Source organism: Lacinutrix algicola, assembly GCF_001418085.1.
Taxonomy (GTDB): Bacteria; Bacteroidota; Bacteroidia; order Flavobacteriales; family Flavobacteriaceae; genus Lacinutrix; species Lacinutrix algicola.
Window position 1 is genome coordinate 366391 of sequence record NZ_LIQH01000039.1, and the last position, 13167, is coordinate 379557.

The window sequence follows — 13167 nt, forward strand, 5'->3', positions numbered from 1 at the left end:
TATGGAAAACACTTTCTCTTTAAAATCGCACAATGCTCAATTATTTGGGCAATATTGGAAACCGCAAATTGTAAAAGCAATAGTTGTTTTAGTTCACGGTATGGGAGAACATTCTGGGCGTTATGCCGAATCTGTAGTACCGTATTTATTAAAAGAAAACTATGCTGTAGTAGCTTACGATCAATTTGGTCACGGAAAAACAAAAGGAAAACGTGGTAATTGCCCAAGCTATAGTGCGCTTTTAGAAAGCCTTGAAAGTGTTATTGAAAAAGCAGAATCGTTATTTAAGGATTTACCTGTATATCTTTATGGACATAGTTTGGGAGGAAATATTGTTTTAAATTATGCATTGAGAAAACAACCAAATATAAAAGGTGTAATTGCTACAAGTCCGTTTTTAAAATTAGCATTTACGCCTCCAAAATGGAAAGTAAATTTAGGTAGGTTTTTATTTCGTGTTTTACCTTCTATTACTTTGCTTAGTGAGATTGAAGTAGAAGCTATTTCAAGTATTCCAAATGAAGTAGAGCGTTATTGCGAAGATCCATTGGTACATGATAAAATTAGTCCTATGTTCTTATTTCCTGTAATAGATGCTGGAGAATACGCACTTGCAAATGCAAGTAAATTAAGAATTCCAACTTTTATAACTCATGGAACTGGAGATAGAATTATTGATTATAAAGGTTCAATAGATTTTAGTAAGCAGTCCAAATTTGCAACTTTAAAATTGTATAATAATTGTTATCACGAGTTACATCACGATGTTTGCGCTCAAGAAATGATGCAAACAATAACAAAATGGTTAAACAATAATTATCTTTTAACTACTGATTAATAGTTGATTATGTACTATTGAAAGTTTTGAAACTTACATGTTTGCGAGTTAAAGATTACAACTATTAAAATCATCATAATTCGCTTTAAAAAATCTTCAAAAAACGTACATTTACAATGTGCAAGAAATCTTTAAAAAACATATAAATAAACGGTTTAATTTTCTAAAAGGAAAAAAGCTATTAATTACCATTTCTGGAGGATTAGATAGTGTTGTACTTACTCATTTATGTAAAGAAGCTAAACTCGATATCTCGCTTGCACATTGCAATTTTAATTTACGAGATGAAGAAAGCAATGGAGATGAAGCATTCGTTTTAAATCTAGCAGAAAGATTAGATATAGAAGTCTTTACGCAACATTTTGATACGACTATTTACGCTCAAGAAAACAAATTGTCCATACAAATGGCGGCTCGTGAGTTGCGCTACAATTGGTTTCAAGAGTTGTCAAATCTACTTGGTTTCGATTATATTTTAACGGCACATCATGCCGACGATAATTTAGAGACTTTTCTAATTAATTTAACTAGAGGAACAGGTTTAGAAGGCTTAACAGGAATTCCAGAAACTAATGGAAACATTGTAAGGCCATTATTAAAGTTTTCTAGAGAAACAATTTTAAGTTTTGCTGAACAACAAAAAATAGAATGGCGAGAAGATAGTAGTAATGCATCTACTAAATACTTAAGAAACAAATTGCGTCATGAAATCATTCCAAAGTTAAAAGAAACAAATTCACAATTGTTACAAAATTTAGATACAACTTTAATGCATTTAAACGATGCGTCTAGTGTTGTAACAGAAAGTGTAAACGCTGTTTTAAAAAGAGCAATTATAGCTATTGATAATGATGAAATAACCTATGATATTTCAGAATTTGTTAAACTTAAAAATCCTAAAGCATACTTGGTAGAAGTGTTTAAACCATTTGGTTTTACTGCTTTTGGAGATATTCAAAATTTGTTAACTGCGCAAAGTGGAAAACAAATTTTTTCTGAAACGCATAGACTTATAAAAGATAGATCGCATATAATATTAGCTCCATTATCGTTAGATGAAGAAGCTGTTTTAATTACTATTATTAAAGAAGATAAAGATAAATCGATACCAAACGGAGTTTTGTTTTTTGAGGAAGTAAACACAATAGAAAAAGCCTCTAAAAACGAGATTTTTGTAGATACAGAAAAATTAAATTACCCACTAACTGTAAGAAAGTGGAAGGAAGGCGATTATTTCTATCCTTTAGGAGGTAATGGCAAAAAGAAATTAAGCAAGTACTTTAAAGATGAAAAACTATCTTTGTTAGATAAAGAGAAATGTCTTTTATTGTACTCTAATAATGAAATTGTTTGGATCTTAAATTATAGAGCAGACGAACGTTTTAAAGTGACAAACAATACTAATAAAATATTAAAAATATCCTTGAAGGAATGAAGAAAATCTTAGCTTTATTATTCGTATTATTTTCAATGCAAACCATTTTTGCGCAAGTATTAGAACCTGTAAAATGGACTGGTACGGTTGAGAAAATCTCTGACACAGAATATAATTTAATTTTTAATGCTGAAATTGAGAATCATTGGCATTTGTATTCTCAAAACTTACCAGAAGGAGGAGCGATACCAACCGAGTTTATTTACGATGAAAACGCAGTCTCTAAAGATTTTGAATTAGTAGGGAAAGCTACAGAAAGTGCAAGCACTACCAAATTTGATAAAGTCTTTGAAATGGACATGACTTATTTTGATTATGAGGCTACATTTACTCAAAAAATTAAAATATTAAACCCAGACTTAACATCAATAGAGGCAGAAGTGAGCTACCAAGCTTGTGATGATGCTAAATGTATTTTTGAAAGTAAAACTGTCGATTTTCAGATTAAAAGCAATAAAAAAGAAAGTAATATTTTAGATCCGGTAAAATGGACGTCATCAATTTATTCGCTTGGAAATGATGAATATGAGATTGCTTACACAGCAGTTTTAGATAATAAATGGCATATTTATTCTCAGGACAATAAGGATCCAATGGGACCAATACCAACAGAGATTACATTTAAAAATGATAATAAAGATTTTAAATTAATAGGAGGATTAAAAGAATCTAAGAGTATAGAAAAGTTTGAAAAAGCTTTCGATATGGATGTTAAATACTTCTCTAATGAAGCTGTTTTTACTCAGAAAATAAAAGTATTAAACACAGATTTAAAAACAATTGAAGCAGAAGCTTATTTTCAAGCATGTGATGATGAAAAATGTTTAGCTCCAACATTTTTTGATTTAAAAACAAGTTTAACAGATGCTACTCCAAAGTCAGCATCAGATAATGAAGTTGCATTAGATATTGACTCTTCTTCAGATAGTGAATCTAAAGGTTTATGGGGAATATTTTTTATTGCTTTCCTATCAGGTTTTGCGGCATTACTAACACCTTGTGTATTTCCAATGATACCAATGACTGTTAGCTTTTTTACTAAACAAAGTAAATCTAAAGCTGCAGGTATAAAAAACGCCATTATTTATGGATTATGTATTATAGTAATTTATCTATTATTAGGTACTGCTGTTACAGGAATTTTTGGAGCCGATGCCTTAAATGCGTTAGCAACAAATGTTTGGTTTAATATTATTTTCTTTATTCTTTTAGTTGTTTTTGCATTCTCTTTTTTAGGAGCTTTCGAAATTATGCTACCAAATTCTTGGGCAAATAAAGTGGATTCTCAAGCTAATAGAGGTGGTATGGTTGGTATCTTTTTCATGGCTTTAGCTTTAGCTATTGTTTCTTTTTCATGTACAGGACCAATTGTAGGTACGCTTTTAGTAGAAGCAGCTTCTAAAGGTGGTTTAGCTCCAATTATTGGAATGTTAGGATTTTCATCTGCAATTGCATTACCATTTGCATTGTTTGCTGCTTTTCCAGGTTGGCTAAACTCGTTGCCAAAATCTGGTGGTTGGTTAAACACTGTAAAAGTGGTCTTAGGGTTTTTAGAATTAGCATTAGCTTTTAAATTTTTATCGCAAGCAGATTTAGTATTACAAATGCACTTATTAGAAAGAGAAGTATTTATAGCTATTTGGATTGCCATTTTTGGAACATTAGCATTGTATCTTTTTGGTAAAATTCAATTACCACACGATTCACCTTTAAAACATATTTCTGTAGGTAGATTAAGTCTTGGTTTAATAGTTTTAACTTTTACAATTTATATGATTCCTGGACTTTGGGGAGCACCATTAAATTTAATTAGTGCGTTTCCACCACCTTTAGATTATAGCGAATCTCCATATGGAGTTGGAAACTCGAAAGGAGGAGGTAGTGCAAGCGCAGACCATTCCGATTTACCAGAAGGTGCACATTTATTAGCACCACACGATATTTTAGCATTTAACGATTACGATTTAGGTTTAGCTTATGCTAAAAAAGTGAATAAGCCAATAATGATTGATTTTACAGGTTGGGCTTGTGTAAACTGCCGAAAAATGGAGCAAAATGTTTGGCCAAAACCTGAGATATTAAATGCATTAAAAAATGATGTCGTTTTAATCTCTCTTTATGTGGACGATAAGCGACCTCTTGAAAAGGATGAAATAGTAGACTCAAAGCTTAGAGAAGGTAAACAACTTAAATATATTGGTCAGAAATGGAGCGAATTTCAAACCATTAAATATAAGTCTAACACACAGCCATATTATGTGTTAATGGATCATGACGAAGAAAACTTAATGGAGCCTGTTGCTTTTACTCCAGATGCAGATGAGTATTTTAATTGGCTAAAAACAGGAATTCAAAATTTTAAATAATAAAAAAAGGTCTTGCTGTAGCAAGATTTTTTTTTTACAATAATATTAGAAGAATGAAAACAATACAAGGTAACATAGTAGATATCCCAAACAAGCGTATCTTTAAAGGAGAAGTAACTATTAAGGCAGGAAAAATTGTTTCTATTATAGAAAAAGAACACAACGTAAACCATTTTATATTACCAGGTTTTATAGATGCACATATTCATATTGAAAGTTCTATGTTGGTACCTAGTGAGTTTGCAAAACTGGCTGTAAAACATGGTACAGTTTCAACAGTTAGCGATCCACACGAAATAGCAAATGTACTTGGTGTAAAAGGAGTAGAGTTCATGATTGAAAACGGAAAACAAACACCGTTTAAATTCAATTTTGGAGCACCTTCTTGTGTGCCAGCTACTAGTTTTGAATCTGCAGGAGCTATTATAGATTCTGAAGATATTAAAACATTAATGGCAAATCCAGATATTAAATATCTTGCCGAAATGATGAATTATCCAGGAGTACTTTTCGATGACGAAGAAGTGCTTAAAAAAATAGCATGGGCAAAACATTATAACAAACCAGTAGATGGTCATGCGCCAGGTTTAAGAGGAGACGATATTACAAAATACATTGCTGCGGGAATTTCTACAGATCATGAGTGTTTTACTTACGACGAAGCTTTAGAAAAGCTCAACAAAGGCATGAAAGTTATTATTCGCGAAGGTAGTGCTGCTAAGAATTTTAATGCTTTAATAGATTTACTGCCAGAACATTTTGAAAACATGATGTTTTGTAGTGACGATAAGCATCCAGACGATTTACTTTTAGGACACATAAATCAATTATGTGCAAGAGCAGTAGCTAAAGATATTGATTTGTTTAAAGTGCTTCAAGCGGCATGTATTAACCCAATAAAACATTACAATCTAGATGTTGGAACTTTACAAATAGGTGGCGCTGCAGATTGTATTATAGTTGAAGATTTAAAAGATTTTAAAACACTACAAACCTATATAAACGGTGAGTTGGTTTACGACTTCGGAAAAGTAAATATTAAAGATGTAGCGTTCAAAAACCTTAATAATTTTAATTGTGACAAAAAAGAAGTTTCAGATTTTAGGTTTGAATCTTCAGCCAAAAGAATTCGCGTTATAGAATGTAATGATGGAGAGTTAGTAACAAACGAAATTATTGTAGATAGTTTAATAGAAAACGGAAATTTAGTGTCTAACACCAAAACCGATGTTCTAAAAATGACGGTTGTTAATCGTTATAATAATGCAAAACCTGCGATTGCATTTATTAAAAACTTCGGATTAAAAGAAGGTGCAATTGCAAGTTCTGTTGGTCACGATTCGCATAATATTATTGCCGTTGGAGTAGATGATGCTTCAATTTGTAAAGCTGTAAATGCTATTATTGATGCCGAAGGTGGTATTTGTGCAGTTAATACTTCCGAAGAAAAAACTGTAGCATTACCAGTTGCAGGAATTATGAGCGATAAAAATGGTGAAACTATTGGTAAACAATATGCAGAGCTCGATAAAATGGCTAAGCAATTTGGTTGCACTTTAAATGCTCCATATATGTCATTATCTTTTATGGCTTTGTTGGTTATTCCTGCTTTGAAGTTGAGTGATAAAGGATTATTTAGTGGTGCTACTTTTGAGTTTACAAGTTTAGAAGCAAACTAAATGCCAATTCTAACCACAACATACAAACCTAAATTTATTTTTAGAAACGGACATTTATCCACCATTTATTCTGGATTATTACGAAAAGTAGAAGGTGTCACTCAAAAGCGAGAACGCATCACATTACCAGACAACGATTTTCTAGATTTAGATTGGAGTTATGCACCTAATAAAACCAACAAATTATTAATTATTTTACATGGATTAGAAGGTAATGCGCAGCGTCATTATATGTTAGGTTCCGCTAAAATGGCTAATACTAACACTATGGATGCAGTTTGCATTAATTTTAGAGGTTGTAGTGGTGAAGTTAATAAGAGCTTCCAATCTTACCATTCTGGTAAGACAGATGATCTAGCTTCTGTTATAAAACACATTACAGATCATTTTAATTACGACACCATTTTCTTAAATGGTTTTAGCCTTGGCGGAAATGTTATTTTAAAGTATTTAGGAGAGAATAATACTATTCCAAAACAAATAAAAGGAGCAGTAACGGTTTCTGTTCCTGTGTATTTAAAAGGTTCATTAGAACGGTTAATGTCTAATGAAAACGTATTGTATTCTAAAAAGTTTTTAAATAACTTAAGAGATAAGCTAAAGGAAAAACAACTATTATTTCCGCAGAATATTAAAAACGAAGATTTAAAAGCGATAAAAACATTAAAAGATTTTGATGATTTTTACACTTCTAAAGCACATCATTTTATTGATGCTTACGATTATTACGAAAAATCAAGTAGTCTTCAGTTTTTAAAAGGAATTAAAATACCAACGCTATTAATAAATGCACAAAATGATTCTTTTTTATCTAAAGAATGCTATCCAATTGAAGCAGCAAAACAGAATGAATATTTGTATTTAGAAATGCCAAAATATGGTGGACATGTAGGTTTTTACGATTCTAAAAATATTTACTATTCCGAAAAGAGAATGCTTGAGTTTTTAAGTAAATATTAGATTTTTAAGCAGTTAGGCTTTAAGTTTATTAAAAATAGAGTTTAATAATCCGCTAATTTTCCTACATTTAGTTTCTAAACCAACCATTTATGCTTAAAAAAGTATTTGCCAGTGCTGTCTTTGGAGTAGAAGCTTCCACAATAACCGTAGAAGTTAACGTCAATTCCGGAATAGGATATCACTTAGTAGGTCTTCCAGACAATGCCATTAAAGAAAGTAATTATAGAATTGCGGCTGCATTACAAAATAATGGTTACAAGATTCCTGGTAAAAAAATTACAATAAATATGGCGCCTGCCGATTTACGCAAAGAAGGTTCTGCTTACGATTTAACTTTGGCAGTAGGTATTCTAGCAGCATCTAAGCAAATTCAAGCTGATGATTTAGAAGATTATATAATCATGGGAGAATTATCCTTAGATGGCAGTTTACAACCCATTAAAGGTGCTCTGCCAATAGCTATAAAAGCGCAAGAAGAAGGCTTTAAAGGATTTATATTGCCTATTCAAAATGCAAAAGAAGCAGCAATAGTTAGTGATTTAAAGGTTTATGGAATAGAAAACATTAAGCAAGTCATTAACTTTTTCGATAAAGGAGAAACGATAGAGCAAACGATAATAAACACAAGAGAAGAATTTTATAAGAATTTAGATTATCCCGATTTTGATTTTGCCGATGTAAAAGGACAAGAAGGAATAAAACGCTGTATGGAAATTGCAGCAGCTGGAGGACATAATATAATTTTAGTTGGTCCGCCAGGAGCAGGAAAAACAATGTTGGCTAAACGTTTACCAAGTATTCTGCCACCTATGTCTCTTAAAGAAGCGTTAGAAACTACAAAAATACATTCGGTTGTTGGTAGAGTAAAAGCCAATTCAGGATTAATGGCTCAGCGTCCGTTTAGAAGTCCACATCATACTATTTCTAACGTAGCCCTTGTTGGCGGTGGTAGTTACCCACAACCAGGAGAAATATCGCTATGCCATAATGGTGTTTTGTTTTTAGATGAACTTCCTGAATTTAAGCGAGAAGTTCTAGAAGTCATGAGGCAGCCTTTAGAAGACAGAGAAGTCACTATTTCTAGAGCAAAATTTACGGTTACATATCCATCGTCTTTTATGTTGGTTGCAAGTATGAATCCTAGTCCGAGTGGTTATTTTAACGATCCAGATTCTCCTGTAACCTCAAGTCCTGCAGAAATGCAACGCTATTTAAGTAAAATATCTGGACCACTTTTAGATAGAATCGACATTCATATAGAAGTTACTCCTGTGCCTTTCGATAAGTTGTCAGACGAACGAAAAGCAGAGCCATCAATAGATATAAGAAAACGTGTTACAGAAGCCCGAGAAAGACAGACAGAACGCTTTAAGGAATCTGAAACGGTACATTACAATGCGCAAATGCATGTAAAACAAATTCGAGAGCATTGTAAATTAGACGATGCTTCAAAAACATTACTAAAAACAGCTATGGAACGTTTAAATCTTTCAGCAAGAGCTTACGATAGAATTTTAAAAGTATCGAGAACTATTGCAGACTTAGAAGGTGCACAAAATATTAATGGTAGTCATTTAAGTGAAGCCATTCAATATAGAAGTTTAGATAGAGAAGGTTGGTTGGGTTAATAGTAAATAAAATAGAGGTAAAATTGTATAATGATAAAATAATAGCATTGTTTCGGACTAAAAGTGATAAAATATAAAAATAATTAAGCAAAAACTGTTAAATATTTATATATTCACATCTTTTATTAATTTGAACGCTATTAATTAACGAAACAAAACTATGTCTATACCTAAAGGAATTATTACAGCTGGTGAAGCTCAAGATTTAAGCGACAATTGGACAAAACTAAGATCTAGAGAAAACAACACAGCTGCTGGTAAACCAGATAATCGCTCGTCTTGGTATTCGCTGGACGACATGCAAGATTTCTTAAATCTAATTAAAGAGGAAAATAAAAATGTAAATGGAGTTCGTTTTTATTTAGGTACTGAAACTACCCAAAAAGATCCCAAAGGCTTAACAACTATTTTTATGGTACCAACAGAAGATGATGGTAAAGGAAATAATAAAGATATTCCTAATGCAAAAGGAATGGATAGAGGTGAACAAGGAGATCCAGTACAGAGTGGATACCCTCAATAAAATTTCATGTTAGAGTTTTTATTTTATTATAATAGTTTAATTACTCATAGTGTAGAAGGTTTGGCTGTAATTATTGGGCTTTTTTGTTTAAAAAAGTATAAAGGTACTGCTGCCCTTTTTTTTATATGGCTATTGGTTTATCTGTTTTTGATTGATGTTTTAGGAATGTACCCTAAATATTATAATACTTTCGACTTCTTGGAACCAATAAAAAACAGTGTTTTTAGAGCGAATAATTGGTGGTTTACTGTGTTTTTTGATATAATTGCTGTCTCTTTTTTCGCTATTTTGTATCAAAAGATTTTAAAAAATCAGATTTATAAATCTATAATAAAATATATAGCATTAGCCTATTTTATTTTTGCGCTAGGTTTAATTTTTTATAATGTAGATGCTCTATTTAAATCAGCATATACTATTTTATATGTATTGCAAGCAGTAGTCATATTATGTTGTGCGTCACTTCATTTTACTGAGATTCTTAAAGGAGATAAAATTCTATACTTTTCAACATCATTATATTTTTATATAAGTGCTACTATTTTTTTATGGTGGCTTGTTATGACAGCGTTAGTGTTTTTTGAAAAGTATTATGTTTTAGAAGATAAAAACTTCGTTTTATTGAAAAGAAGTATTTACATTTTTTCAAATATTTTTATGTATTCAACTTTTTCCATAGGATTAATAGTTTCGCAACCAGAAAAGAAGTAGTAGTCATTTTTTTTTATTACTTTTAAATCGCTATTAATTTTAAAATTATATCTATTATGTAAATTTTAGTATTTATTTTTTTAATATAAATACTAATTAATTTGTAATAAAACCTTTATTGCATTTATGACTAACTTTTTAAACTAAAAAAAAATGAAAATCTTAATTGGGCTTGTATTAGGCCTACTAATAGGAATACTAATTATGTACTTCTATTGCTGCAAAAACAATGTTGGAGCTTTACCAACACAAGATCCTCCAAGAGGATTAATATCAACAACTGAAGCAAAAGCTTTAAACAATAATTGGACAGACTACAGAAAACAGGTTAATGATTCTGTTGCTTTTGGAGGTGTAGATAATCGCTCTTCTTGGTATTCAATAGAAGATATAAAAAGTTACTTATCTATAGTTGAAGGAGAGAATAATAATATTACAGGTATTAGATTTTATTTAGGTGTTGATGATAGTTTAGGTAAAGGTGGTAAAACAACAATTTTTATGGTACCAACGGTACCAAACCCAGATTATAAACCTGGAGAAAACGATCCAAATAATGACGATCCAAATGCAAGAGGATTAGATAGAGGAACAGGTGGGATGCCTCCTGGAAAAGGATACCCAAACCCATAATTAATAGAATTGGAAGATTTTTTTAGAAACAATTATACCTGGCTATTGTTTGGTGTAGAATTAGTAGCAGTTATTACTGGGATTATTTCTTATAAGAAGTATAAAGGTACTACTGCTACTTTTTTTATAAAGATTGTTATCTACTTGTTTTTTGTAGAGTTAATAGGTAGTTATTCACTTTTTTATGAGGAATTTGAGTTTTTAAAACCAGTATATAATTCTATTTTTATGCAGAATTATTGGTGGTTTACATTTACTTTTGACATCATAACAATAATACTATTTTCAATACTGTTTCAAAAAATACTGAAATCTCCTGTTTTTTGCAAGACTCTAAAAGGAATCACTATACTATTTATTGTATTCACTTTAATCTATTTAATTTTAAATAGACATTTATTCTTTTTTCAGTTTTTTATACCTGTTCAAATTTTTGGTGGTTTAATTATTATTATGTGTTCAGTATTTTATTTTATTGAAATATTACAAAATAATCAAATCTTAAAATTCTATAAATCAATATATTTTTATATATCAATTTCAATTTTTACTTGGTGGATAATTATAACACCGTTATCATTTTACGATTTATATTTTAAAAATTCAGATTGGAAATTTATAGTTTTACAATGGCAAATATATTTATTTGCTAACTTTTTTATGTACACCACATTTACTTTGGGTCTAATATTTTCAAAACCAGAATTAGACTCAAAAGAAACTTACAAAACCATTACTGCACCATAATACAGAACTTAATAGTCTCAATCAATAACCACCTATCAATTACCACTTCTAATATTGGAGTATGCTAAATAATTTTAATGTATTTTAGAAGAACCCTAACATTCCCTTAGTGCTAGAATTTATAACAAAGAATTTTAATTTTATAAGCTATTTTTTTGAGTTTTTAGCAATGCTCACAGGACTCTTATGTTTAAAAAAATACAAAGGCACAACAACTACATTTTTTATTCTATTTTTAATTTACATTGTACTAATAGATTTTACAGGAGCTACTTTTTTTTATGATAATAATTTTAAGCTAACCACATACCTTAGAAGTATAGGCTTTAATAGTATGTCTTGGTATAATTTGTTTTGGATATTTGGCACTGTATTATTAATACTATATTACATATATAGTGTATTACGTAATAATTTTAATAGAAGGTTTATTCTTGTATTAGGTGGCGTATATCTTGCACTCATGTTATGTCATTTTTATATTTATCCAAATGTATTTTTTAAGGCGCATGATTCTTATTATCAATTTACGGGAGCATTTTCTTTATTAATTGGGTGTTCAGTCTACTTTATAGAATTAATTAATTCTGAAACTATTTCAAATGCTTTAAAAACGTACAGTTTTTATGCTTTAAGCGCAATATTAATTTGGTGGCTTATAGTTACTCCAATTTTATTTTTTGAAGCATATAATACCGTTGTAGACTTCGATTTTGTCTATTTAAAACGACGCATTTTTGTTTTTGCCAATATCTTTATGTATTCTTGTTTTGCTATTGGCCTTATCATTTCTAAACCACAATCTCATTATGTATAATTTACTAATGCTATCCTCTATATTTCAAGAGGTGAAAAAATCTACTTCTGCAGAACGCTATTTATTAATCTATATGATTGGTGTTTTAATAATAGTAACCGCTTTGGTTATTTTATTTTTTATTGTTTTTCAGAAAAGGAAAAATAAGTTACTAATTGATAAAATTAAGCAACAACAAGCCTTTGAGGAAGAATTAAGTAATGCACAAACCGAAATACAAGAACAAACCTTAAAAAATATTGGTTGGGAACTACACGATAATGTGGGTCAATTACTAGCTGCTGCAAGTATGCAAATGAACATACTAAAAACACAAGTTAGTGATGATGTAAAAGAGAACTTTACCGAAGCTGCTAGTACTGTAAAAGAAAGTTTAAAAGAAGTGAGAATGTTATCTCGCTCTTTAAATAATGAAGTTGTTTTAAATATTGGGTTTGAACAGTCTATTGAAAATGAATTAAATAGGCTTAAGAAATTAAGATTTGCTACTGCAGAATTACATGTTAAGGGAGAGATTGTACCTTTTAAAAATACTAAACATGAAATTATTATTTTTAGAATACTTCAAGAATTCTTTTCTAACACTGTAAAATATTCTCAAGCTAAAAATCTATTAGTAAAATTAAATTATTTAGAAGATAAGCTTGTAATAGTAGCAAGTGACGATGGAAAAGGTTTCGATATGGCCACTGTAGAAAAAGGATCAGGTTTACTTAACATGAAAAGCCGTGCAGAACTAATTAATACAGATTATAATTTAAACTCTAAGGTTGGTGAAGGTGTTGTATTAGAAATAAAGTATCCTTATAATCATGAAGAGAAATAATTTA

12 protein-coding genes are annotated in these 13167 nt (G+C 30.3%); all 12 read left to right on the forward strand.

Translation table 11 applies throughout. The features are described from left to right. Position 1 precedes the first annotated feature (1 nt). The 12 genes from ASC41_RS12610 (at position 2) to ASC41_RS12665 (ending at position 13163) form a co-directional block, all read left to right on the forward strand. Positions 2-838 (forward strand): alpha/beta hydrolase, encoded by an 837-nt coding sequence (locus ASC41_RS12610; protein ID WP_055437000.1) that lies wholly within the window; start codon positions 2-4, stop codon positions 836-838. A 118-nt stretch (positions 839-956) separates the two neighbouring features. Further along, complete coding sequence (tilS, locus tag ASC41_RS12615; RefSeq protein WP_055437001.1) at positions 957-2273, forward strand: tRNA lysidine(34) synthetase TilS; 1317 nt, start codon at positions 957-959, stop codon at positions 2271-2273. After that, on the forward strand, positions 2270-4639 hold the full coding sequence (locus tag ASC41_RS12620; RefSeq protein ID WP_083477208.1) for a protein-disulfide reductase DsbD family protein: 2370 nt from the start codon (positions 2270-2272) through the stop codon (positions 4637-4639). Before tilS ends, ASC41_RS12620 begins: the two co-directional genes overlap by 4 nt. A gap of 53 nt (positions 4640-4692) precedes the next feature. After that, positions 4693-6318, forward strand: coding sequence for an adenine deaminase (ade, locus tag ASC41_RS12625; protein ID WP_055437002.1), 1626 nt, complete (start codon positions 4693-4695; stop codon positions 6316-6318). Next, positions 6319-7278, forward strand: a complete 960-nt coding sequence (locus ASC41_RS12630; protein WP_055437003.1) for a YheT family hydrolase — start codon at positions 6319-6321, stop codon at positions 7276-7278. It abuts the gene before it with no gap. Between the two features lie 89 nt (positions 7279-7367). Further along, entirely contained in the window at positions 7368-8906 is a 1539-nt protein-coding gene (locus tag ASC41_RS12635) for a YifB family Mg chelatase-like AAA ATPase (RefSeq protein WP_055437004.1), read from the forward strand. A 160-nt stretch (positions 8907-9066) separates the two neighbouring features. Next, positions 9067-9429, forward strand: a complete 363-nt coding sequence (locus tag ASC41_RS12640) for a hypothetical protein (protein ID WP_055437005.1) — start codon at positions 9067-9069, stop codon at positions 9427-9429. 6 nt (positions 9430-9435) lie between these two features. After that, positions 9436-10140 carry a hypothetical protein gene (locus ASC41_RS12645; RefSeq protein WP_055437006.1) on the forward strand — a complete coding sequence of 235 codons (705 nt, stop codon included), beginning with the start codon at positions 9436-9438 and terminating at the stop codon, positions 10138-10140. Between the two features lie 153 nt (positions 10141-10293). Continuing rightward, on the forward strand, positions 10294-10773 hold the full coding sequence (locus tag ASC41_RS12650; RefSeq protein WP_055437007.1) for a hypothetical protein: 480 nt from the start codon (positions 10294-10296) through the stop codon (positions 10771-10773). A 9-nt stretch (positions 10774-10782) separates the two neighbouring features. Then, complete coding sequence (locus ASC41_RS12655; protein ID WP_152971474.1) at positions 10783-11520, forward strand: hypothetical protein; 738 nt, start codon at positions 10783-10785, stop codon at positions 11518-11520. A gap of 169 nt (positions 11521-11689) precedes the next feature. Next, entirely contained in the window at positions 11690-12337 is a 648-nt protein-coding gene (locus tag ASC41_RS12660) for a hypothetical protein (RefSeq protein ID WP_152971475.1), read from the forward strand. After that, positions 12330-13163, forward strand: coding sequence for a sensor histidine kinase (locus ASC41_RS12665; RefSeq protein WP_055437010.1), 834 nt, complete (start codon positions 12330-12332; stop codon positions 13161-13163). The genes ASC41_RS12660 and ASC41_RS12665 overlap by 8 nt, the downstream gene beginning before the upstream one ends. The last annotated feature ends 4 nt before the right edge of the window (positions 13164-13167 follow it).

What these genes read in the sequence shown, in the direction of transcription:
- ASC41_RS12610 (WP_055437000.1), top strand. Translation starts at nt 2, where the DNA reads ATGGAAAACACTTTCTCTTTAAAATCGCACAATGCTCAATTATTTGGG.
- ASC41_RS12620 (WP_083477208.1), top strand. Translation starts at nt 2,270, where the DNA reads ATGAAGAAAATCTTAGCTTTATTATTCGTATTATTTTCAATGCAAACC.
- ade (WP_055437002.1), top strand. Translation starts at nt 4,693, where the DNA reads ATGAAAACAATACAAGGTAACATAGTAGATATCCCAAACAAGCGTATC.
- ASC41_RS12630 (WP_055437003.1), top strand. Translation starts at nt 6,319, where the DNA reads ATGCCAATTCTAACCACAACATACAAACCTAAATTTATTTTTAGAAAC.
- ASC41_RS12635 (WP_055437004.1), top strand. Translation starts at nt 7,368, where the DNA reads ATGCTTAAAAAAGTATTTGCCAGTGCTGTCTTTGGAGTAGAAGCTTCC.
- ASC41_RS12640 (WP_055437005.1), top strand. Translation starts at nt 9,067, where the DNA reads ATGTCTATACCTAAAGGAATTATTACAGCTGGTGAAGCTCAAGATTTA.
- ASC41_RS12645 (WP_055437006.1), top strand. Translation starts at nt 9,436, where the DNA reads ATGTTAGAGTTTTTATTTTATTATAATAGTTTAATTACTCATAGTGTA.
- ASC41_RS12650 (WP_055437007.1), top strand. Translation starts at nt 10,294, where the DNA reads ATGAAAATCTTAATTGGGCTTGTATTAGGCCTACTAATAGGAATACTA.
- ASC41_RS12660 (WP_152971475.1), top strand. Translation starts at nt 11,690, where the DNA reads ATGCTCACAGGACTCTTATGTTTAAAAAAATACAAAGGCACAACAACT.
- ASC41_RS12665 (WP_055437010.1), top strand. Translation starts at nt 12,330, where the DNA reads ATGTATAATTTACTAATGCTATCCTCTATATTTCAAGAGGTGAAAAAA.